Genomic DNA, 23,895 nt, shown 5'->3' on the forward strand with positions numbered 1-23,895 from the left:
ACTTTTTATGATGGTTAATTATCAATAAGGACTTTTTTCGTGCGCAAGCTAACAGACTTTTTTCCTTGTCTTATTGTAGCTCTTTTTCTGATTGCAAGTGGGTCAGTCGTTGCTAAATCTAAAGTAGAACAACGCCCTAAAGTCGCGCTGGTTTTGGCTGGTGGTGGAGCGAAAGGTGCCGCGCATATTGGTGTGTTGAAAGCGCTTGAGGAACTGAAAGTCCCTATTGATATAATCACAGGCACAAGTATGGGAGCTTTTATCGGTGGTTTGTATGCCACGGGGATGAGTGCCGATGAGATAGAATCATTTATCGATACGGTTGATTGGAATGGAGGCTATCGTGATAGAGTCGATCGCAGTGAACGAAGGGTACAAGATAAAGAATATGAAGATAGGTACCAACTGACCACAGATCTCGGCCTCGGGTGGGACCAAATCCGCTCTGGGGTTGGTATTGTGCGTGGGCAAGGTATGCTTACGCTGCTGCGTGAAACCGTTGGTAATCTCCCACCTTTTGCCAGTTTTGATGATCTCGTAATACCTTATCGAGCAGTTGCCACAGATATAGTTGATCTTAAGCCCGTGGTTCTAGATAGCGGTTATCTTGTTGATGTTATGATGGCGAGTATGTCGGTTCCAGGCGCACTACCACCTTACAATATTAATGGCCGTTTGTTAGTCGATGGTGGGGTCACCAATAATATGCCCGTTGATATCGCAAGAAAGCTGGGAGCTGATATTGTGATTGCTGTTGACATTAGCACCGATTACAAAAAGCAAGAAGATTTCACCAACTTTCTTACCATTGCGGATCAAGTTTCGAACTATCTGGTGCGCAACACAACGGCTCAACAAACAGAGTTACTGACTCCGAAAGATATACTTCTTAGGCCTAATGTGGCGAATATGGAGACAGGTGACTTTGACATGATGCATCAAGCATTTGACGAGGGCTATAATGCAGCAATGCAATTGCAGAACAAGCTGAATGGTCTTGCGTTGTCTACAGCTCGATTTCAAGATTATATCGATAGTAAAGAAGATATTCGGCGTCACTTGAGATATGGCGACAACATCGAAGTACAAAACATTATCGTCAATAATGACAGTCACTATTCTGATGAAGTTATTCAAGGCCGCCTCAACCTCAAAGTCGGTCGAAAATATACATTGGCTGAAATCGAAAAAACAATACAAAGTTTGTATGCTTGGGCGCGTTTTGAGCTTATCACTTATCGGTATGATGTTGTTGATGGAAAAGATACTCTCATCATTGATGTCAAAGAAAAGTCATGGGGTCCAAATTACCTTAATTTTAGATTTTTCCTTGAAGATGATTTCAGTTCTCGTAGTCAGTATTCTCTGGGATTATCGACGCAGTTTACAGATTTAAACTCATTCGGAACAGAACTTTGGACTAGCTTTGAAATGGGAACTGACAAGCGCATGGATGTGACCTTGTATTCGCCACTCTTTACTTTGCAAAAAGCATTCACAACGTTCGGTATTACGTTTGATAACGAAGAACGCATTGCTCCGGTAAAAGGCTTCGGTGATACGTCACTAGAGTCGACGAAGAATTATACCCCGTTAGAATATACCGAATGGACTACGAAGTGGGCCTTGGGATATCAAGATACTCTGTGGCGACGTTTTATGATTGGTACGAAATACGTCAGTGGCTCAACGGAATATGCAACTCAACGTTCTCTGGGCAGTGATGAATACACCCGGTATGGTGTCTTTGCTAACTTCAGGGTCGACACTTTGGATGACTATAGTCTACCTCAAAAGGGTATCTATTTTGATTTAGATTATGCGCTTACTCGAGATGAAATCGATCCTGAAGCTGGTTTTGGTGGTCTAGACGACGAAACTCATGAAATAGGGGTAAAGTTTATCGGAGCACATACCATAGAGCGTCACACGCTTGTGGCTAATGTCGACCTTGGTTTTGTGAGTAGTAAATCGGATAGTGCACCATTAAATCCAGAAGATTTGGGTGGTTTTTTGAATTTATCAGGTATACCACGTAACAGTCTGATTGGCTCCAACAAGGTATTTGGTAGCTTAGTCTATCGCTATCGTTGGTTTGATAATGACTTTGGCATGTTCAGCGCCCCTTTTTACGTCGGGACATCGATAGAGTATGGTGGGGTTTGGTCTGACCCTGATGCTCATTTGAGAGATGTGCCTATGTACGCAGCAGGTTCTGTTTTCGTTGGGATGGACTCACCAGTAGGACCTGTAATGCTTGGTTATGGGCGAACCGAACAAAACTTTGATTCCGTTTATTTGATTATAGGTACTACATTTAAGTAAACATTAATGGGATTCTTCCCTTGAATGTTTTAGCTCAAAGGTGCGGGAATGTTATTGATTTTAGCGACGATAATCGCAAAAAATTAATCTTAAGTTGCTATGTTGGTCAACATGGCGAGATTTTAATTTGAGGTTAAATTTGCTATTATACGGCACAAAGTTTGGCCTCTATGGCTCGGTTTCTCAGTCTAATTGAATGAAAAATACGGCATAGAGAGCCAAGTTTCCAAGGACGTTCACTCCCGTATTCTTTGACTAAATAACATAAAAGGGAGGAACCGCAATGAGAGGAAAAAGTCGTGCTTGAAGCCTATCGTAAACACGTCGAGGAACGTGCAAATGAAGGAGTTGTTCCTAAACCACTTGATGCTGAGCAAGTTGCTGGTCTAGTTGAACTTCTAAAAAATCCACCTCAAGGTGAAGATGCGTTTCTCCTTGACCTACTTGAAAACCGTATTCCACCTGGGGTTGATGAAGCTGCCTATGTTAAAGCAGGCTTTCTAACAGCTGTGGCAAAAGCAGAGGTGGTTTCTCCACTTGTTAATCGCGAAAAAGCAGCCGAATTACTGGGTACAATGCAAGGTGGTTACAATATTTCTCCACTCGTGGAGTTTCTCTCTGACGACTTGCTTGCACCGATTGCAGCAAAAGCACTTTCTCATACATTATTGATGTTCGATGCATTTTATGATGTTGAAGAAATGGCAAAATCAGGAAATAAATTTGCCCAACAAGTAATGCAATCTTGGGCTGATGCAGAATGGTTTCTCTCTAAGCCTGAATTGAAAGATAAGATTACACTCACTGTATTTAAAGTGACAGGCGAAACCAACACTGATGACCTTTCTCCTGCTCCTGATGCTTGGTCTCGTCCTGATATCCCTGTGCATGCGTTGGCAATGTTAAAGAATGAGCGTGAAGGAATTAACCCAGACTCTCCGGGGAGTATAGGTCCAATAAAACAAATTGAAGCACTACAAAATAAAGGGCATCAATTGGTTTATGTGGGTGACGTAGTGGGCACCGGTTCATCACGTAAATCCGCAACAAACTCTGTATTGTGGTTTATGGGAGATGATATCCCCAACGTTCCTAATAAGAAAGCAGGCGGCTACGTTTTAGGTGGCAAGATTGCACCAATTTTCTTCAACACAATGGAGGATGCTGGCGCATTACCTATTGAAGTTGATGTCACCAAACTTAACATGGGAGATGTCATCGATGTTTACCCATATGAAGGTAAAGTTAAGAACCACGAGACGGATGAGACGTTGGCAGAATTTTCTCTAAAAACCGATGTACTCATAGATGAAGTTCGTGCTGGTGGCCGTATTCCTCTAATCATTGGTCGTGGTCTGACAGAAAAAGCACGTCAATCGCTCGGCTTAGAATCGTCAATAATCTTCCGTAAGCCTGGAGAAGTTGCCGATTCAGGTAAAGGATTCTCTCTTGCACAAAAAATGGTAGGTAAGGCGTGTGGCGTCGAAGGTATTCGCCCGGGTACTTACTGTGAGCCTAAAATGACTACGGTTGGTTCTCAAGATACCACAGGTCCAATGACCAGAGATGAGCTTAAAGATCTTGCCTGTCTTGGTTTCTCGGCTGATCTTGTTATGCAGTCATTTTGTCATACCTCAGCGTATCCCAAGCCTGTTGATGTCAATACTCACCATACCTTACCCGATTTTATCATGAACCGTGGCGGTGTTTCTTTGCGTCCAGGTGATGGTGTTATTCACTCATGGTTGAACCGTATGTTGTTACCGGATACGGTAGGAACAGGTGGTGACTCTCACACTCGTTTCCCTCTAGGTATTTCATTCCCTGCAGGTTCTGGTCTTGTTGCTTTTGCCGCAGCGACTGGGGTAATGCCTCTTGATATGCCAGAATCGATTCTCGTGCGTTTTAAGGGAGAAATGCAACCCGGTATCACTTTGCGCGATCTTGTTCATGCAATTCCATACTTTGCAATCCAGCAAGGCCTCCTGACCGTAGAGAAAGCAGGAAAGATCAACGAGTTCTCTGGTCGTGTATTGGAAATTGAAGGTGTAGAGCACCTCACTGTAGAGCAAGCTTTTGAACTTTCAGATGCCTCAGCAGAGCGCTCTGCTGCAGGATGTACGGTGAAATTGTCTCAAGAGTCCATTGAAGAGTACCTTAATTCGAACATTACCATGCTGAAATGGATGATATCCGAAGGCTATGGAGATCGCCGTACTATCGAACGTCGCATCGTTGCTATGGAAGAATGGTTGGCCAATCCTGAACTAATGGAAGCCGATTCTGATGCCGAGTATGCGCATGTGATTGAGATCGATCTTGCTGACATAAAAGAGCCTATCCTATGTGCACCTAACGACCCTGATGATGCTCGAGTATTATCTGAGGTACAAGGTACACAAATAGACGAGGTATTTATTGGTTCTTGTATGACAAACATCGGTCATTTCCGAGCAGCGGGTAAGCTATTGGAGAAGTTTGGTGGCCAGTTGGATACTCGTTTATGGGTTGCTCCACCAACAAAGATGGATCGAGATCAGTTAACTGAAGAAGGTTACTATGGTATTTACGGGCGTGCAGGTGTGCGTATAGAGACCCCAGGCTGTTCACTGTGTATGGGTAACCAGGCACGTGTTGCTGATAAAGCAACTGTGATGTCTACTTCTACGAGGAACTTCCCTAATCGTCTCGGTACCGGTGCAAATGTTTACCTTGCATCAGCTGAGCTATCTGCAGTCGGAGCTATTCTAGGTCGCATACCGACCAATAAAGAATATCTTGAATATGCAGCTCAGATCGATTCGACGGCGGCTGACACATATCGTTATTTGAACTTCCATAAAATGGATCACTATACGAAAAAAGCAGAAGAAGTTATTTTCCAGACACCGGCGTAAAGCTTAGTGCTGTTAATAGAAGCGTCTCTTTATAAGAGGCGCTTTTTTTGTACTTTGATTTTGTTAGGGGTATACTCCGGCGCTTTGTCATTCTTGGTATTTTTCTTATGGAATTTGAATTTATTCGAAATACTCTCATGGGTGAGTATTACGTCAAATCCAGTATGGGACACGAGGTAGTCGGCCGTTGGTTACAAGAAGAAGTAGGAAAAAATATTGAGATACTTACTCAAGTTGAGCAGTTAATTTCAAATGCTCGCACCTGCCCCCAGCGGGAACATATTCTTGAAGGCACTGAAATATCTTTGTGTATCGAAGGTGATGAGGTTTGTATTACTGAAAATACCTTAGGTTTGGCGAGTGACCAGATACTAGATTCTGAGTTTGAACTTTATGAAAGTGAAAGCTCAGCTCGCTGCGGTATTGAGGACTTCTGTGATTTAATCGAACAGTGGAGAGCCTTTCTCACGACAAAATAACTACCTCAAAAATCTTTGCCCAGTTCCTGTGAAAAAGCGCACCATTATGGTGCGCTTTTTTTGTTTATTTTCTAAAAATTCAAGTCAACTCAATGAAAATTATGAGGTTAGTTTTTGGCATGCGTTTTGGAAGTGATAGATCAGTATTTTGCGAATGAGGGAGATAGGATGAAGCTGATTAACGCAATTATTAAACCTTTTAAATTGGACGATGTACGAGAAGCTCTCGCTGACGTTGGAATTGAGGGGATGACAGTGTCCGAAGTAAAAGGATTTGGACGACAAAAAGGTCATACGGAATTATACCGAGGTGCTGAATACCAAGTTGACTTTTTGCCCAAGGTGAAGCTAGAGATCGCCACTCATGAGGAGCAAATGGAGCGAGTAATTGAGGCGGTAACCAAAGCAGCTTTTACTGGCAAAATTGGTGATGGAAAAATTTTTGTCTACGACTTAACACAGGCCGTACGTATTCGTACTGGTGAGATGGATACAGATGCTCTGTAAAGACAAGGAAAGGGAGTAAAAATAATGGAAATAGCAACGACAATCACTGAATTGCGCTACGCGTTGGATACTTTGTTCTTCTTAATTTCCGGAGCTTTGGTTATGTGGATGGCGGCGGGTTTTGCCATGTTGGAAGCAGGCCTAGTGCGTTCAAAAAATACCACAGAGATTTTAACGAAAAACGTATGTTTATTCGCTATTGCTTGTACCATGTATCTCATTGTCGGGTATCACATCATGTACGTCAACAATACTGACGGTGGGTGGTTCCCAAGTGTAGGCGCCTTGATCGGTGAACAAGCCGCGAGTGCAGATCACTCGTTAGAGTCTGATTTCTTTTTCCAAGTTGTGTTTGTCGCAACCGCAATGTCGGTTGTGTCTGGTGCTGTTGCTGAAAGAATGAAACTGTGGGCATTTTTAATCTTTACTGTGATTCTGACCGGGTTTATATACCCAGTTGAAGGCTATTGGACTTGGGGAGGTGGTTTTCTTTCTCAAGCAGGCTTTAGCGATTTTGCTGGCTCAGGAATCGTACACATGGCTGGAGCAGCGGCTGCCTTAGCTGGGGTTCTGCTGCTTGGAGCTCGAAAAGGAAAGTATGGCAGAAACGGAGAAATATACCCGATTCCGGGTTCTAATATGCCTCTTGCAACGTTAGGTACTTTCATTCTTTGGTTCGGCTGGTTTGGTTTTAATGGCGGATCTCAACTGCTTGTGTCGGATTTTTCCAACGCGACGGCAGTTGGCCAAATATTCCTCAATACCAATGCAGCGGCAGCAGCGGGAGCGATAACCGCATTGTTAGTCTGTAAGACGACGTGGGGAAAAGCCGATTTAACTATGATTCTTAATGGTGCACTGGCTGGCTTAGTTGCGATTACCGCTGATCCCTTATCGCCTTCGCCGATTTATTCGGTTGCAATAGGAGCTGTGTCAGGTGCATTGGTTGTGTTTAGTATCGTTGGTTTTGATAAATTAAAAATTGACGACCCTGTCGGTGCTATTTCTGTTCACGGAGTCTGCGGGTTGTTTGGTTTAATGGTTGTGCCACTTAGCAATGATCAAGCTCATTTTGCCACTCAACTTCTTGGCGCCTCGGTTATATTCGCTTGGGTTTTTGCCACGAGCCTTCTTGTATGGGGTGTTCTAAAAGCAACAATCGGTATTCGTGTTTCTGAAGATGAAGAGCTTGAGGGCATGGATGTGCATGATTGTGGTATAGGAGCTTATCCTGAATTTGTCAGCATAAAATGAGATATTAATCCAGTAATTAACACTATGTTACAAATATTTTAGTTAACAGAGCCCGCTATTTTAGCGGGCTCTATCTTTCAAACATTGTGTTCTTGTTGAGGTTGATTATAATAATGCAATTGATAAACGTTATCATTTAAGATTTTTAACAAGGACTGAACCAATGAAAAAACTGCTCACACTTTCGGCACTAGCATGTTCTACAATCGCCCCTGTAGCGATGGCTGCCGAAGAGGTAAACGTATACTCATACCGCCAACCGTTTCTAGTTGAGCCTATGTTCGATGAATTTACAAAAGAAACAGGCATTAAAGTAAACGTGAAATTTGCTAAAAAAGGTCTTGCAGAAAAATTAGCGCAAGAGGGTGAGTACAGTCCTGCAGATGTTATTCTAACGGTTGATATCAGTCGTCTGGCTGAGCTAACAGATAAGAAGCTAGTTCAAAAAGTAGACAGTAAAGTTCTTGAAAAGAATATTCCAGCTCAATACCAAGACAAAGATAATGAGTGGTTTGCGCTCACTACACGTACACGAAGTGTTTACTCTTCTCGTGATCGTGTTGGTCGACTAGGCGATGATTTTACTTACTCTGATCTTGCTAAGCCTGAGTTCAAAGGTAAGATCTGTACTCGAAGCGGTAAGCACCCATACAATGTTTCTTTGGTCTCTTCGATGATTGCGCATAAGGGTGAAGCGGAAACAAAAGAGTGGCTTAAAGGTGTTAAAGCAAACCTAGCTCGTAAGCCTCAAGGTAATGACCGTGCACAAGTTAAAGCCATCAAAGAAGGTCTTTGTGATGTTTCTCTAGGTAACAGTTACTACCTTGGTAAAATGGTTAATAACCCAGAGCAGAAAGTTTGGGCAGATGCGGTTTATATTAACTTCCCTAACCAAAAAACCACGGGTACTCACGTGAATATCTCAGGGATGGCAATGGCTAAACATTCACCAAACAAAGAGCATGCGCTTAAACTTATGGAGTTCTTGGCTGGTGATAAAGCACAAAGCATGTATGCTGAAGTTAACTACGAATACCCAGTTAAACCAGGCGTTAAACGTTCAGAGCTTGTTGCATCATGGGGAGATTTCAAAGCTGACACTATCTCTCTAGATGAGATCGCTAGCCACCATGCTGCGGCAATTAAACTTCTCGACGAAGTTAAGTTTGACCTGTAGGCCTTTTAACGAAATAGTATGATTTCACATCCTCAAGCCACTTTTTATCGAGTGTCTTGAGGTTGTTCGTTTATAGAGGTATAACTACGCCCCTAATACTAAAAGATATGAGATGTATTTGCAGGCGCATTTATGGCTCGTATAGCCCGATAAAAAGCTAGGCGATGAAAGAGAATGTTTACCTTTGGAAAGCCAGTAGTAGAGTTATTGCTTTGCTGCTGGTTTTGCCGATCTTAGCAATATTTATGAAGGCTGTTGGTGAGACCGATGAACTCTTTAATCATCTGCTCGCAACGGTCATGCCGACCTATATTTTTAATACCATAATGTTAGTTTTAGGGACGATGCTTCTCTCTCTAGTCATCGGTATTCCAACAGCTTGGATAATGGCAATGTGTCGTATTCCAGGGGAAAAATATCTTCAGTGGGCGCTAGTGCTTCCCCTCGCAATGCCCGGTTACATTGTTGGGTATATTTTTACTGATTGGTTCGATTTTGCTGGCCCAGTCCAGATTTTACTCAGAGATATTACAGGATGGTCAGCTGGAGAATATTGGTTTCCTGATATTCGCACTTTAACAGGTGCAATTATTGTACTGTCACTTGTGCTATATCCTTATGTTTATTTGTTGTGCAGAGCGGCTTTTATGGAGCAGAATGTGTCATTGCTTCAATCAGCCCGTTTATTAAAATGCTCTCCGTGGGAAAGCTTTTACCGAATATCGCTTCCTTTGGTTCGTCCCTCCATCGCTGTAGGGCTCTCGCTAGTCGCAATGGAATCTATTGGAGATTTTGGTACCGTTAGTTATTTTGCGGTCAATACATTGACTACTGCTGTCTATGATACTTGGCTTGGCTACTCCAGTCTGACTGCGGCAGCCAAAATTTCGGCTTTCATGCTAGTTGCCGTTATCCTTTTATTAAGTTCTGAACGTTACAGCAGACGAAAGCAAAAATTGTTTCAAAACCAATTTAGTAGTCGAGAAGATTTTTGTTATGAACTCTCAGGCTGGAAGAAATGGTGTGCATTATGTTGGTGCTGGGGTTTAGTCAGTATTGCGTTTTTGTTCCCACTAGGACAGTTGGTTATCTATGCGTATCAATATTTTCTTCAGAGTTGGACTCCTGAATTTCACCGTTACTCACTCAACAGCCTATATGTTTCTTTGAGTGCTGCGTTGATAGGTGTGGTTGTGGCGCTGATCGTCAACTTTTGTCACCGAGTCAGTTCAAATAAAATGAGCTTAATTTCAATGCGCATGTCTTCAATGGGGTATGCAGTTCCGGGGACAGTGCTGTCTATTGGTATCATGGTAACAGTGTCTTGGATGGATCATTTCGTCAACGATATCGCTAAATTAATGAATTGGCATCAGCCAGGCTTGCTCTTCTCGGGTTCAATGTTTGCGCTTATTTTCGCTATGGTTGTGCGCTTTTCTGCGGTTGCAATAGGAAGTATTGAAAGTGGATTGAGTAAAGTGTCTCCTTCTCTTGATATGGCATCGAGAACTATGGGTTGTGGTGTTAATGGTATGCTCAAGCGCATCCACTTACCTCTGGTACGCCGAGGAGCATTGATTGCAGGGTTGTTGGTATTTATTGAGTCTATGAAAGAATTAAATGCAGCACTTTTACTTAGACCATTTAACTTTGAGACATTAGCAACCTATGTATACAATTTTGCTTCTGACGAACAACTCGAGTTGGCGGCATTGCCAGCGGTGTTGCTCGTGTTAGTGGGTTTGGTCCCTTTAGTTTTGGTTAATCGTTCACTGGAGCATTCTCACTGATGAGTTGTGCATTATCTATTCAAAATCTATCTTGTAAATACGACTTACAAACGACGGTTTTGAGAGACTTATCCCTTGAAGTTACTCAAGGAGAAATTGTCTGCTTGCTAGGTGCAAGCGGTTGCGGAAAGACAACGCTACTTAAAGCCATTGCGGGGCTACTACCATTGAGCTCAGGTACAATGAGTCTTGATTGTAAAACCATTGATGGTGAAGGGCGCTGGCTTCCGCCAGAACAAAGGAACATAGGCATGATCTTCCAAGACTATGCTTTATTTCCTCATTTGACCGTGAAAGAAAATATTGCTTTTGGCCTGAGAGGTTTGAACTCTGTTGAGCGATCTGAGCGTGTAAAAGAGATGTTAGAGTTAGTGCATCTTGCAAACTATTCTGAGCGGTACCCACACCAACTTTCTGGTGGACAGCAGCAAAGAGTTGCGATTGCACGCTCTTTAGCATACAAACCAGACCTACTATTGCTTGATGAGCCTTTTTCAAATATTGATACTCAGGTAAGGCATGAACTTATTGCAGAAATCCGAAAAATATTTAAGACTCAAGGTGTAACGGCTATATTTGTCACTCATAGCCGCGAAGAAGCTTTTGCTTTTGCCGATAAAATGGCAGTAATGAATCATGGTGTGATTGAGCAGTACGGTACAGCATCCGAGTTGTATTACAAGCCATCAAGTAAGTTCGTTGCAGACTTCCTTGGGGGAGGCAGTTATCTTGTTGCTAGGCGATCCTCTGAATCAGAATTCGAAACGGAGTTTGGTTTAGTTGAAGCTACAGCACAGCAATACATCCAGATTGGGGCGTCTTGTGAATTATTATTACGCCCTCAACATGTTCAGATTAGTGCTGCTGAGGGCAGTGGTGTTACTGTTCTTGAGCAGCAGTTTATGGGTGACCATTGCCGGTACGTTATTGATGCGAGTGGTCGTCGTTTGTTAGCGAGCTCTGCAGAGCCCTTATCCATCGGACAACAGGTATCGGTAGAAGTCAAAACTCAGGGTGTTTTAGCGTTTTAAATGACTCTATTTAGTCTGGGTCTGCTCATTACTCGAGCAACATGTTTGTTTGATGATAGTGAGCGACCTGAGCGCTAATCGCCAGTAAATACCAAGCTGCATGGGGTAGCCACTGCTCACTCCATCGCCAATTCTGAGTCATGTCATTTTGATATTCCGCAGGGTTAAAAGCGATGGCATTGTCATCCGTGATGCCTGCGGTTATTCCATTACATATGCCTCCCTTGGCGTTATGAAAGCCTTGTTGTGGCAAATAATCACAATTGTTAACACCATGGCCATCCAGCATACAGACATTGTATGGATTTAAACCAAGTACCCAACTTAAGCTGTTTTGAGCGTAAAGCAATAATTGTGGCTTCAGATCGTAAGATTGGATGTGAGGATAGACAAAAAAAGCCATCACAGCCAAAGAACTTAGACGTGCATTTTCTCCCTGCCACCAGTAGAGCGTCTCATTGTTTTGTGCCATAAAAAAGGCATCTTTTTTAATGTCATTTATGGGTTTGATGTACTGGCGAGGGTAACCAAAAATATTGGCTGTTTTGGTTGTAATGGTAAGTTCAAACTTGGCTGCATTCTCTAATATACATCTTGCTTGCTCGCAAAGCAGCTTATCGGATTCTACCTCTATATATTCACAAAGAGCGATTGCAGGCAAACCCGCTTCCACTGGGTGGTAGAATGGGCGGGCTTTTGTGTTATCAACAGACCAAAAATACGAAAAGCTGTCATCACATTGTTGTTTCTCTATGAGCAGTCGACACCATAGTCTTGCCTCTGTCAGATACTGCTCATTGTGGGTGCTTTTATACAGCTCAACGGAAGCAATCAGCGCACAGTATTGGTCAATGATATTTTCCTGCCCATCGTCAATATACAAGTGATTGTACTCTTTTAAGTGCCAGTAACCTTTTTCTGCACCTTTAAGATAGTCGGTGGAATCAAAGTCACCGTAACCTTCTAGCCTTGATGCCGCTGCTAGAGAAGCTATTGCCATGCCTCCACCTTGGCGAAAACCTGCATGATAATCGGCAGATTTTTCACCATTCTGGTGGCTAAATGCACAGACTTCTCGTTGAGATAATGTTTTTGACCATTGATCAAAAACAGTGAGATGAAAGTAGCCTTGTTTACTTTGCATTCGCAACAAAAAGTCGGCGCCATGCAAAGCTTCGTCAACAAATCGCCTTTTGGATTGAAGGGTGAGTAAATTTGTTGGCTTGAGTAGCTTTAGACTACGTATAAGGTTCCAAACAACGATTGGGGTTTGCTGAGGGTTGAGATAGTTGGAGTAAGATAAGTGACTCAGATATTTACTCATATCTCCTGATGCATCATACCATCCTCCATGGACATCGATGCATTCACCCGTTCCCATAACTTGAACTCGATGGTCATGTTTATCAAATATTCCGCTACAACGTTGAGATTTAAAATAATACAGAACATCTGAGTAAGTTTGCTCAAATAAAATATTTTTTTGAATACTAAAAGGCTCTGAGCGCGAGTGACTTGTTGAGATAAAATATTGACCTTGCGTTTCGATATGAGAAAAGTCAATACTGCAAAAATATCCCTTTGACCAGTTGGCGACTTTCGTCGGTTTACCGAGCGGCAGTTCAGCAATGGGCTTGTTATCGATGAGAGAAATTAAGTTGGCGATATTATCTTGAAGATTATCGTCTGGCATCATCAGTATGGCACGTTTTGGCCCATACGTTTCGTAACCTATATGATTGGTGAGAATTTGCATAGAGCCCTCATGTCTTATTGGTAAAAGATACATCTAGCTCTATTTCTGAGCACTTTTTTAGTTCGGTTTCTTGAAGTAGTTCTTTTTGTTTTCTCTTTTTTCTTAAGCGTTTGCTTGAACGCAATTGTGGGTTGGCTATTTCATCAACAGCAAAATTTAGCAGGGCCAAACCAGTAATTAAGATGGATAGTGCCAAACAAGGAACGAGTACTTCCCACCATGCTCCAATGAGCATAGAGGAGGTCGTTTGTACGTTGTAGAGCATAATCCCCCAACTAATAGTATTGGGGTCACCTAACCCAAGAAATGAGATAATGGACTCCATCCCGATCGCATACATCACCGAACCGATGAAGCTGGCACCGACGATAGGAATAAGGTTAGGGAAGATTTCAATAAAGATTATACGAGCAGGGTGTTCTCCTATAACTTCAGCTGCTCGAATAAATTCTTTTCTTCTGAGAGCTAGAGTTTGTGAACGTATTACTCTTGCTCCCCATGCCCAAGAAGTACAACCGATCATAATAGCAATTGTTAATGGACCTGCTTCACCGATGAATGCAGCAATAACAAAAAGAAGTGGGTATTGCGGAATAACCAGCATGATATTCATTAGTACGCTCAGGCAATCATCAACGCGGCCACCAAAATATCCAGAGGAAATACCAATAACCGTGGCTAGAATACATACTGTCATGCCAGCACCAAAACCTACGGAGAGCGATATTCTTGCTCCGTGGAGCACCTGAGCCCAAATGTCTCTTCCCATCCGACTTGTGCCAAGGACATGTTCTGCCTTTTTGGAGAGTAATAAAGTACGTCTGTCGTCGGCGAGATATTTAGTTACCCAGCTATTGGGATTGGCTTGTGCAGACTTTACGATAAAGGAAGGGTATTCATGAGGGTTACCTGTTCTTTTATCGGGAGCATATTGTGATAATAATGGGGCAAACAGAGCGGCTAAAAAAAACACACTAATAATGATTAGGCCAATACGAGCACAAAGGTTGTTCCATAAAAGAGAAGTTAAATTTATCATCAAGAGCTTTCTCCAGCACGTAAACGAGGATCAAAAGCAATGCATAGCAGATCGGCGACTAGGTTAAATGACAACATAAAGAGGGTCATAATTAGTAACTGGCCTTGAAGCACTTGATAATCACGGGCGTGTATTGCGTTGAGGAGGACCGTCCCCAAACCAGGGTAGTTAAAAATAATCTCGACAATCAGCTGCCCCCCGATGGCAATACCAATTGCCATAGAGAATGCGGTGATACTCGGAAGTAGGGCATTTCTTGCTGCATAATTAAAGATGACTCGACTGCTAGAAAGTCCTTTGCCTTTCGCCATCGTAATGTAATCTTCAGCTAATAGGTTAATCATATTGTTACGCATATTGACAAGGAAGCCGCCAATTTGTGCAATGGATGCGCAAAATAGGGGAAGAAACGCGTGATATGCGACGTCTTTGTAAAATGACCAACTGGTCCAATCAGGCGTGTGACCCGCAGTATAGGCATAGCCAGTAGGGAGCCATTTTAGGCCAATAGCAAATGTAAACAGCGCTATCATGGCGATAACAACTTGAGGAATTGCTTGAATAATCAGCATAAATGGCGTAACAAAAGTATCATATCGACTTCCTCTCTTCCAAGCTGCCCATACGCCTAATAGAGAGCCTATTGAAAAAGAGATAATTACAGCACTGCCTGCTAAAAACAAAGACCACCCAAAAGCTTTGCCGAGTAATTCATTCACAGACAGTGGATAAAACTGTATCGATGTGCCCAACTCCCAATACAATATATTTTTCATATACACCAAGTATTGAGTGACTAGACTGCCATCAACAAAGCCCAATAGTTCTTTCATTGCTGTAATGCGTTCAGGGGTGACTTGTACGGAGGCATTGGCAAACAACATAGTGACCGGATCACCGGGCATAGCTCTAGGTATAATAAAGTTCAGTGTGGCTGCAACAAAAAGTGCTGCGATATAGAACATTAGACGCTTAACAAAATAATTCAATGTACTTCCCCACTCTTTTAAAAGCGTTATTGGAACCCTAAAGTATTGATTTGATATCTGTTTATAACCATTTCAGATAATAGGGTGACATATACAATATTTGTATTTTTGCTCTTTATTTGATTGGCTTGAGATCAAGAACGTGGAGCAGCCTCTCTGGGACTTTAGCCCAAATACTGGGTCTCCCTTTGGGGTTATCCTCACTCCACCATCCACTAAATCGACGAGTGTTGTATTGATACATGTACGCCCCCGACATGACGGGAATAGTGACTTGATTCTCAGCGACAATGCTTTGAATTTGATGTGAAACTTTAAGTTGTTGTTCCTTGTCTGCTGTTTTGTAAAAACTATCCAAAAGCTTATCTAGTGTAGTATTTTTGTAGAAGTGCATGGCAAAACGTGGCATTCCCTCTCCTTTTTGTAGGGCGGAATTATAGGCACTATTCCAGTATGTATGCGGGTCTGCACCGTGAAAATACCCAGTAAAAGCGACATCATATGTTCCATCAAGCATGGCTTGATTGTAAACGGAAAAGTCAGGGGTTCTTGCCCTGGCACGGATCCCTGCTTCAGCCAATTGTTCGACCGCAAGTTGGACAGTATTGTTAAAATCTGTCCATCCATTTGGTGACAGTATTATAAGCTCGAAAGGCTGACCACTTGGTGTTTCCACATAGTTATCACCATTGACATCTAGAAAACCAGATTGCTTTAGCAGTGCCTTCGAGCCTTCAATATCGTAGGTGTTATACGCTTTATATTTTTGATGAATTTTTTCATCAGACCATGTTTTAAATGCATATCCGAGGCCTGAGGCGAAGTCATTGATCGTCCCACTACCGTAAAATGCGATGTCTATGATTGTTTGCCGATCAATGGCCATTGAAAAGGCTCGACGAAAATTGATGTTGTTGAGAGCTTCATGTTTAGCCGCATTAGGGGTATTAAAATTGACAACAAAAGCCTGTGTTCCTGAAGGGGGGTACCAGTAATGATTATTAGGATTGGCTGCAGCGTATATTCTGTCAATATCCGGGATAAAAGAAGCAGCCCAGTCAAGCTCGCCATTGATGACTTTATTTAAAAACTGATCATTATTAGCAATTTGTGGTACGCGAAGACAATCTATATTCAAACTTTGCGCGTCCCAATATACTGGGTTTCTGCACTGAATGTAGAGTTGAGGAGTAAATGTATCAATCTCTGTGAAGGGGCCACTGCCCACTGGATTTTCGTTGGCGAATGTTGTCGGTTCTTTGATTGATTTCCAAACGTGTTCAGGAACGATCGGTACTTTGACAATGTCATAAGGGGCATTTGAGTTTGCTTCAGTGAGATGGAATCTGACTTGGTATTGACTGATTTTTTCGCTGTACGTAACTAAGGTATTGATGCCGGTTTGATCAAGTTCTGGCTTTCGTTTCACTAGATTAAAGGAATAAATCACATCATCAGCATCAAAGGGCTCACCGTCTGACCATTTGACCTCTTTTCTTAAATCGAAAAGCACGCTCTTCAAATTACTCGACATTGTATAATTTTTAGCAAGTCTAAATACAGGAGTATTTCCCTGCATTTCGTTAAAAATGATTAAAGGTTCATAAATGAAATCGGATGTCGTATGCAGATGAGATGCGCCAAGAAATGGATTGAAGTTACGTACGAAAGTATTAAATTCTTTTGGGTGCACTGTTAGCTCACTCCTTTTATGCATAGCAACTGAAGACATGCTCAGTGCTGCTGACATAAAGAGAATGATGAGTGAGAAGAGTAATTTTTTACAGTTAGCGAGCATATGGATTCCTTTGCCTTATATCCTCTATTCCACTTATGAGCTGATGGAATACTGAAATTTTTAAGTGAACGGTCTGCTCTGACGGCTTAATGCTGTCACCCAGAAAAGTGGTATAGTTCTTCTTGTTTAATTTCAAGCAAACATAATTTATCAACCAACTGCAACGGTTATTCTCGTTAAAAATGTTAAAAACAAACAACAGAACGTTAAGTGCGTTTAAACTCTATCCATGAGCGAGATTTGAAGCAAGATATTTGCCTTGATCTTGACCGCAAAATCTCATTTTAATCTTTAAAGTTGTGAGTGCTTGCTATCTCTTTAAGTCTTTATTAATAACAACTATTCGTCCTTGGAATTAAAATCACACCATTAAATTGGTGACGGTAAAATTTCACATTTTGAAACTGGCGTTTTGTTGTGATTGTCTTCGCAATCTCAGAGACTTATTGGCCTTAATGAGAGTCTGTTATACCCAAGTAAACGAAAAAATTGTGGTTTGGTCAGAGTGATTGATGACATTTTGGAGCATTGAAAAAACGCTCTGGGAGCAAAAGAAAGTTTATTCTCCATTCCTCATGGTCAAAGACCTAAGTCAATGGGTCAATAGGTGGTGTAACTTGCTTCTCAATTTCTCAATATGGGTACGATCCGGGCTTTTTTCGTGGCAGTGTTCGAGAATATAGTCCAACGAGCTTAAAACAGTCCTCCAGCGAGGTGTCTTAGGTAATGTTTCTACACGTAAATATTTGTCTAAAGTTCTGGTTTGTAGAGAGCTTCTATCAAGATAAACTCTCCAAAGTCCACTTTGCTCAGCAAAATCAAATTTTGTCTTTCCTGTGACAGCTTCCCAATAATCCAGTGAACAAGTCATCGCTTCAACCAACACACTACGCATAATTTCTGATTTGGATAGGTGAGATTCATCAGCTCTATCAGCAAGATGAGTAAATTCACCACCGAGTTCTTTAAGCTCTTGAAGTTTATTTTTTTCACCTTCAAACGCAAAACTAGTTAGTGCATCAATCGCAGTTTCTAAATTACGGACTCTTGATGTGCTGATGTTGCCTGAAACATTAAAAATATACATATGCAGAGTTTTTTCTCCCTCTGATAACTTGAGGATGTCGGCAGAAACTTGCTCTGTGGCATCACTTATGTAGATTTCAATATCACCACAATAATGATCTTGCTCTATGTTAAGAAATTTAGGGACGATAATCTCTTCTACATGTGAACGTTTGAGTTGTTCAATTGAGCGTTTGAATAAACGCATAGCAGCTTGGTTTGCAAAACGTATTTTATTATCATCCCTGACACAAATAATTGCCTCGGGTGCTGTTTCCAATTGTTCAAGTAATCTCTCCTGTGTTTCTAAGAATCTAGCTTCAATGAGCACCCTTTGCTTAATTTCTTTCTCGAGTTTCTGGTTTTCCATTTTTCTTTGTTCAGCTTGACTTGCAGCAAGGTGTGCGGTGATCCTTGCCAAGAGCTCTTTTTGGTTAAATGGCTTGGAAAGAAAGTCATTCGCTCCCGAAGCAAAGCCTTTTAATCGGTCTTCAGTTTGGTTGAGTGCTGTGAGCATAATGATTGGGAGAGTTGCGTGATCATAAGTTTTTCGTAGTTTTACGCAGACATCATATCCACTCATATCGGGTATCATAATATCCAGCAGTATCAATTGCGGCGTTTCATTTCTGACCGCTTCGAGAGCACTTAATCCATCATTGACGGTTAAAACTCGGTAGCCCTCAGTTTTTAAGTAACTGTTCAAGATCCTTAAGTTTATCGGTTCGTCATCAACAACCAGAATAAGTGGGGCTTCAAGGTTGTCAACTGAATGTGTACTCTCACAAGGTTTAAGTGACATGGGAGGAGATATCTCGAAGTGTATATCTCTAGATTGATTTGATTGGCAAATTTGTTCTGCCGTTGCTCTAGGGAGGGTGAAACAGAATGTTGTTCCGACCATTGGTTGACTGCTGACGTAGATGTGACCGTTCATTAACTCTATCAATTGGCTGCTGATAGAAAGCCCCAAACCTGCACCTTGGCGGTAATTACTTGGTGCATGAGTTCCCTGGGTTAGAGGCTCAAAGATGTGTTCAAGTTGATCACTACCTATGCCTTGTCCTGTATCCATAATTTGGAATTGGACATTATCATTAACTTGTAAAGCGGAGATGACAATCTTGCCTTCATTTGTGAATTTAATTGCATTGCCCAGTAAGTTGTACAGAATTTGCTCCAGCCTTTGAACGTCGGCACAGACCCACAAGGCTTCCTTGGGGATTTGATTGACGATTTTTACAGGTTTATTACCGAGTAGATGTGCAGAGAGTTCAATCACCGATCGTGTGGCCGATGAAGCATCGACAGCCCTGGTTTTGATTTTTAGGTTACCGTAACGCATTTTATGATAGTCGAGTAAATCATCCACGAGATCATTTAGTCTTCGGCCACTACTTATTATGATATCTACCTGATATTTCTGTTCCGAAGAGATCACACCATTTGCACCAGAGGCAAGGGCTTCAGCAATACCTAATATGCCGTGTAGAGGTGTCCTCAATTCATGTGAGGTAGTCATCAGGAACTGATCTTTCAGTGTGTCTGCCAAATGTAATTCATCATTTTGTGTTTGGATAAGCTTTAGGTTTTTCTCTAATTCTTGGTTCTGAGTTTTGATGAGGTTTAACTTATCTCTTATCGAACGTTGCATTCGTCTGAAACTGGTGGCTAGTCTTCCTATTTCGTCATTACGCTGTGTGTTGACTATGTCAGTATCTAGTTGGCCTGCCGCGACTTTTTCTGCTGCCCACGTTAGTTGAAGAAGTGGAGCAGTGATAAAGTTTGAAAGGTAATGTGATGCGATAAAAATTAATATAAATAAACTAACCATAGTAAAGGCAAAAAGAGTTTCCAGTTGGTGGATACGAGCAAAGGCAATTTGCTCTGGTACTTCCACTACGATTCCCCAGTGTATGTTCCTAAAGGCGATTGGACCATAAGCAGCCAGCATCGTTTGAGCTTTCTTATTGGTATATTTTTCCACACTCTCAGAACCGGAAAGAGCCTGGTTGATTATATCCAAGCTATTGCCTATTTCTTTGTCGCCGTTGGTTAAAGTTCGGGAGTGATGGTCTTGTCCTACCAAAATAGTATTAATGGAAGATAAGCTTTTATTGGCTAATAGGTGGGTCAATCCTTCACTTGGTAGTCGAAATAAAGCATAACTATGAAGGTACCCTTGTTGAATAATAGGAGCGCCCATCCAAGCAATCATATGCCCATCACGTATGGAAAAGTCTGAGATCACGACTGGAGTGTATTCGTGATGTGTTTCTCTCTTTTTATTGACTCGCGATTGTAGCTCTGAAAATGCTTGACCCAAGTTAGTCGTAGAAAATGGGCCTTGATTTAAGTTGGTTCCATAGTAGTTTCGTTTATAAATGGAGTAGGTTACATTTCCCTCCAAATCAACGAGCAAGATGTCATTAAAGTCTGAACGCTTTAAAATCTCGAGAAACGCTCTGTGATAACGTTTATGCAAAAGGCGATAGCGCTCGGTTCCATTGTAGGTACTTGAATGGGGTAAAACTGAGGTTTTTATTTGATTACCTGAACCTTGTATGTAGCGCTTTTGGGCGTATTCTCTTGCTTGTTCCATATCTAACCCTAGGCTCTTAAATGCGTTCACTATGCCATAGAAGCGACCGCCACTTGAGTAGGCGAGTTCTGATCGCACAAATCCGAGCACTTCAGATTCCTTAGCATTGAGGTAATCTATAATTTGCTGTTTTTTGCTATCTCTCATAGAGATGAGATGAGAGGTACTTTGCTCTTGAAGATCTTGGCTATGTGCTTTTAGAAAGAGAATAGCGATAACGGTCGCAGGGACGACACTAAGAGTAAAAAAAGCCAGCATTAAGGTATTTTGCAGGCGCTTAAACTTGTTTTTGCGATTAAAACTAAGCATAACCGGGTAATTCTTTCCTCAAGAAATCAAGCTAAACAACTGTAAACTAGAAAATTATCTCTAAGCGATATTCAAACTTAATGTTTTTTTCTACTTTGACAAGTGATTCTGAAAGAAAGCGTGGAGGCTAGCCCAATTTAATCGCATTGCATTCCTTTTGACCAGCTGGAGTTATCCCTAGCCAGTCTTAAGGTTTATTTTTTCGCTTGATAAATAACGAACTTATTGGTTTTACTCAGGGTATTGCAATGACCAAAAGCCGCTTCAATAATGGGAGGATATTTTAAAAAACTATTCGCCACTATGAGGATTGTACCATTGCTTTTTAGGTGTGAAGGGGAATTACCTAATAGGCTTTCAGTGGCACTATAGCTTGTTTCGAGTCCCGCATGAAAAGGCGGGTTACTGACGATAAAGTGATAATCTGAACCTGTATCTGAGTATACATCCGAAGCAAATACATTCCCATTTAACTGGTTTCTTTCGAGTGTAGCTTGGCTTGATGCTACCGCCAGTGCACTGATATCACACATTTCGAGCTCTATATCGGGGTTCAGTTTCGCGATTACACACCCTATTACCCCGGCACCACAGCCAAAATCTAGTACTTTCCCATCAATATCAGGAAGATTATCAAGTAATAACTGACTACCAACATCGAACTCTCCGTGGCTGAAGACACCTGGTAAGCTTCTGATGATAAGGCTCATATCTCGGTATTCAACCTGATATTCTTTAAACCACTGCTCAAAAACAAATCTTGGGGGCTCTTCAATACACTGTCCCCAATAGTAGGAGCATCGCCTTGCGGAGTCGTATTTTTTGATGTGACCAAAGCGACGAAACATCTTTTCAATACTTTTTATACCCGAACGGTTTTCACCAACCACAACAACTTCGGTATTAACGCCAAGTTTTGCCAGCAGCATATTCAAGAGGTATTCGGCTTCTGCTTTTGCTTTAGGCCAATAGAGTAGTAGCAAATCAGCATTAACCTCTTCATTTAGTTCGGCAGCAAAGATGCTTTGAACCTCCGAATAGGCCGATAGTTTTCTATGGTAACCATAATTGGTCGTAAACACGCAAACAGAGTTGCACGTATGGCTCAGTTCAATTGGGAACAGGTCTTCGACTTCTCCAGCAACTAAGACATTTTTACCTGCAAAATGTACAAGCTGTCTCTGGGCAATTTGACTAGGTGCAATATAGGCGGACATGGGTTACTCAATGATAAAAAACAGCTTAGATTTTCTCATATTCTAAGCTGCTCTTGAAGAGAAAATAGCAAGGGAGCTAACTCTTATCTTGCTGATCTAAGAAGCCTTGAAATTCTTCTTCGTAGATGTGAAATAATACTACGGTGACAGCAAAGATAATTGGTCCATAGATGAGCCCAATTAAACCGAAGAGATGAAGGCCGCCCAGTAAAGAAAAGAAGATCATTAGCGTATTCATTCCACCATTGCCCTGCATTAAAAATGGCCGCAATAAGTTGTCAATTGAGCCCACAACGAAGACGCTAAAACCCGCGAGAAAAATCGCTAATCCAGTTTCACCTGTCAGCAGCAGGTAAAGTGAAGCCGGTATCCAAATTAGAGCGGTACCAATAACAGGAATAAATGAGGCAAACCCCATCATTGTTCCCCAAAATAAGGCCGGGAAGCCAGCGATAGCCATACCTATACCACCAGCAAGTCCTTGTGCAATAGCGGTAAGAAATGAACCCATGACAGCTGACTTTGCCACCTGCTCAACCTCATCAAGTAGTTTATCTTCTTGGCTACGAGAAAGTGGAAGTATATGCCGAATTGCACTTATGATCTTCTCGTGGTCCCTCAGCAGGAAAAACAGGACAAATAGCATCAGAAAAAAGTTCATTAGAAAATTGGTTGCATCACCGAGAATTTTGGCACTTAACCCGACCAATCTTGTACCAAATGAGGTTGAAAACTGAGCCACTTTTTGTGCTATTTCTTGAGGGGCAATGCTATCAAAAGGCAGATAGTTGTTAATAATCGCCAGGCTTTTGACCACCCAAGGATGTTCGAAGGCCGTTTGTATACCGCCTGTTGTGACCCATTGATAGACGCTTTGGGAAAATGTTGACCCTTGCTGAATGATGGCTGCAAAAACGAAAAGTAAGGGAAAAACTATGATAAATGTCAGAATGATACACGACAAAAGAGAGGAAATGTTCCGATGCTTGGGGAGGTATCTTTCAACACGTTCATGTATCGGAAACATGAGCAGAGAAATAATAAACGCCATTACTATTGAGTTGATGTAGGGCTCAACAAGTAAGAAACACGCAAAGCCAGCTAGTAAAAGTGCAATGATTAAGACTTTATGGCTTGATGTTATTTGGATTTTATCTGACACATTTATTGTCCGTTAGTATGTTACTGTTTCTGTATAATGGCCTCAAATCACGAGGGGTTCAACGTTAAATCATAAAGTTACGATCTAAAGGAAGTACTAATGGGATGTTGTGATAAAAAAGAGTGTGATTCTAATAAGAAGAAAGATAAGTGCTCAATGTCTGGAGTTACACTATTTTTGCTAGTGTTGCTCTTTTTGGTTGTTATAAATTGGCGATAGAAGGCTGCCAACGGCAGCCTTCTGGCTACAAGTTAGATTAAAAACCAGCGTTTTTGGATATTGATTTAAATGAGCATAACTACTAACGAGGCAAATATTATTTTCAACCTAAATTACTCAATGGCACTAATTCTACAATAAAAAACTCTATCAATAGAGAACTACGTAGGAACAATAATTTTTATTTATTTAATTCATATTAATCGAAAATTACTCTCACTTCCGTGGTTAAAAAAATACCCAACATTAATGTATATCATATCGGTGGTGATCATTTTT

At 41.6% G+C, this 23,895-nt stretch carries 15 protein-coding genes; 8 read left to right on the plus strand and 7 right to left on the minus strand.

Annotation, left to right across the window (positions count from 1 at the left end):
* Window positions 1-39 precede the first annotated feature (39 nt).
* From RH40_RS13615 to RH40_RS13650, 8 genes are all read left to right on the plus strand, one after another.
* The gene (locus RH40_RS13615; RefSeq protein ID WP_009602142.1) at window positions 40-2,325 is read left to right on the plus strand and encodes a patatin-like phospholipase family protein; all 2,286 of its coding nucleotides are present in this window, start codon (window positions 40-42) and stop codon (window positions 2,323-2,325) included.
* A gap of 299 nt (window positions 2,326-2,624) precedes the next feature.
* On the plus strand, window positions 2,625-5,222 hold the full coding sequence (gene acnB, locus RH40_RS13620; RefSeq protein WP_009602143.1) for a bifunctional aconitate hydratase 2/2-methylisocitrate dehydratase: 2,598 nt from the start codon (window positions 2,625-2,627) through the stop codon (window positions 5,220-5,222).
* Window positions 5,223-5,329: 107 nt separating this feature from the next.
* The gene (locus tag RH40_RS13625) at window positions 5,330-5,701 is read left to right on the plus strand and encodes a YacL family protein (protein WP_009602144.1); all 372 of its coding nucleotides are present in this window, start codon (window positions 5,330-5,332) and stop codon (window positions 5,699-5,701) included.
* Window positions 5,702-5,869: 168 nt separating this feature from the next.
* Window positions 5,870-6,208, plus strand: a complete 339-nt coding sequence (glnK, locus tag RH40_RS13630; RefSeq protein WP_009602145.1) for a P-II family nitrogen regulator — start codon at window positions 5,870-5,872, stop codon at window positions 6,206-6,208.
* Between the two features lie 24 nt (window positions 6,209-6,232).
* Window positions 6,233-7,462, plus strand: coding sequence for an ammonium transporter (locus tag RH40_RS13635; protein ID WP_009602146.1), 1,230 nt, complete (start codon window positions 6,233-6,235; stop codon window positions 7,460-7,462).
* 163 nt (window positions 7,463-7,625) lie between these two features.
* Window positions 7,626-8,639, plus strand: a complete 1,014-nt coding sequence (locus RH40_RS13640; RefSeq protein WP_009602147.1) for a Fe(3+) ABC transporter substrate-binding protein — start codon at window positions 7,626-7,628, stop codon at window positions 8,637-8,639.
* A 164-nt stretch (window positions 8,640-8,803) separates the two neighbouring features.
* A complete protein-coding gene (locus RH40_RS13645; protein ID WP_009602148.1) occupies window positions 8,804-10,429 on the plus strand; it encodes an ABC transporter permease in 1,626 nt (541 codons plus the stop codon).
* Complete coding sequence (locus RH40_RS13650) at window positions 10,429-11,460, plus strand: ABC transporter ATP-binding protein (protein ID WP_009602149.1); 1,032 nt, start codon at window positions 10,429-10,431, stop codon at window positions 11,458-11,460. The genes RH40_RS13645 and RH40_RS13650 overlap by 1 nt, the downstream gene beginning before the upstream one ends.
* Before the next feature lie 28 nt (window positions 11,461-11,488).
* On the opposite strand, the gene RH40_RS13655 is transcribed toward RH40_RS13650, so the two are convergent.
* The 7 genes from RH40_RS13655 to RH40_RS13685 all read right to left on the minus strand — a co-directional run bounded on the left by RH40_RS13655 (window position 11,489) and on the right by RH40_RS13685 (window position 23,397).
* Window positions 11,489-13,216: a glycoside hydrolase family 9 protein gene (locus tag RH40_RS13655; protein ID WP_039954732.1), complete on the minus strand. Its 1,728-nt coding sequence runs from the start codon at window positions 13,214-13,216 to the stop codon at window positions 11,489-11,491.
* A 7-nt stretch (window positions 13,217-13,223) separates the two neighbouring features.
* Entirely contained in the window at window positions 13,224-14,255 is a 1,032-nt protein-coding gene (locus tag RH40_RS13660) for an ABC transporter permease (RefSeq protein WP_009602151.1), read from the minus strand.
* A complete protein-coding gene (locus RH40_RS13665; protein WP_009602152.1) occupies window positions 14,255-15,244 on the minus strand; it encodes an ABC transporter permease in 990 nt (329 codons plus the stop codon). The genes RH40_RS13660 and RH40_RS13665 overlap by 1 nt, the downstream gene beginning before the upstream one ends.
* 115 nt (window positions 15,245-15,359) lie before the next feature.
* Window positions 15,360-17,042 (minus strand): ABC transporter substrate-binding protein, encoded by a 1,683-nt coding sequence (locus RH40_RS13670; protein ID WP_009602153.1) that lies wholly within the window; start codon window positions 17,040-17,042, stop codon window positions 15,360-15,362.
* A gap of 592 nt (window positions 17,043-17,634) precedes the next feature.
* Complete coding sequence (locus RH40_RS13675; RefSeq protein WP_009602154.1) at window positions 17,635-21,018, minus strand: response regulator; 3,384 nt, start codon at window positions 21,016-21,018, stop codon at window positions 17,635-17,637.
* Between the two features lie 194 nt (window positions 21,019-21,212).
* Window positions 21,213-22,235: a 16S rRNA (guanine(1207)-N(2))-methyltransferase RsmC gene (rsmC, locus tag RH40_RS13680; protein ID WP_009602155.1), complete on the minus strand. Its 1,023-nt coding sequence runs from the start codon at window positions 22,233-22,235 to the stop codon at window positions 21,213-21,215.
* Window positions 22,236-22,311: 76 nt separating this feature from the next.
* A complete protein-coding gene (locus tag RH40_RS13685; protein WP_009602156.1) occupies window positions 22,312-23,397 on the minus strand; it encodes an AI-2E family transporter in 1,086 nt (361 codons plus the stop codon).
* Between the last annotated feature and the right edge of the window lie 498 nt (window positions 23,398-23,895).

It is taken from the genome of Vibrio caribbeanicus ATCC BAA-2122 (assembly GCF_000165125.1).
In the GTDB taxonomy this organism is placed as follows: Bacteria; Pseudomonadota; Gammaproteobacteria; order Enterobacterales; family Vibrionaceae; genus Vibrio; species Vibrio caribbeanicus.

Bases quoted from the DNA above. Each gene is read 5' to 3' on its own strand.
- RH40_RS13645 (WP_009602148.1), top strand. From the start codon at position 8,804: ATGAAAGAGAATGTTTACCTTTGGAAAGCCAGTAGTAGAGTTATTGCT.
- RH40_RS13650 (WP_009602149.1), top strand. From the start codon at position 10,429: ATGAGTTGTGCATTATCTATTCAAAATCTATCTTGTAAATACGACTTA.
- RH40_RS13635 (WP_009602146.1), top strand. From the start codon at position 6,233: ATGGAAATAGCAACGACAATCACTGAATTGCGCTACGCGTTGGATACT.
- glnK (WP_009602145.1), top strand. From the start codon at position 5,870: ATGAAGCTGATTAACGCAATTATTAAACCTTTTAAATTGGACGATGTA.
- rsmC (WP_009602155.1), bottom strand. From the start codon at position 22,235: ATGTCCGCCTATATTGCACCTAGTCAAATTGCCCAGAGACAGCTTGTA.
- RH40_RS13625 (WP_009602144.1), top strand. From the start codon at position 5,330: ATGGAATTTGAATTTATTCGAAATACTCTCATGGGTGAGTATTACGTC.
- RH40_RS13640 (WP_009602147.1), top strand. From the start codon at position 7,626: ATGAAAAAACTGCTCACACTTTCGGCACTAGCATGTTCTACAATCGCC.
- RH40_RS13655 (WP_039954732.1), bottom strand. From the start codon at position 13,216: ATGCAAATTCTCACCAATCATATAGGTTACGAAACGTATGGGCCAAAA.
- RH40_RS13660 (WP_009602151.1), bottom strand. From the start codon at position 14,255: ATGATAAATTTAACTTCTCTTTTATGGAACAACCTTTGTGCTCGTATT.
- RH40_RS13675 (WP_009602154.1), bottom strand. From the start codon at position 21,018: ATGCTTAGTTTTAATCGCAAAAACAAGTTTAAGCGCCTGCAAAATACC.
- RH40_RS13670 (WP_009602153.1), bottom strand. From the start codon at position 17,042: ATGCTCGCTAACTGTAAAAAATTACTCTTCTCACTCATCATTCTCTTT.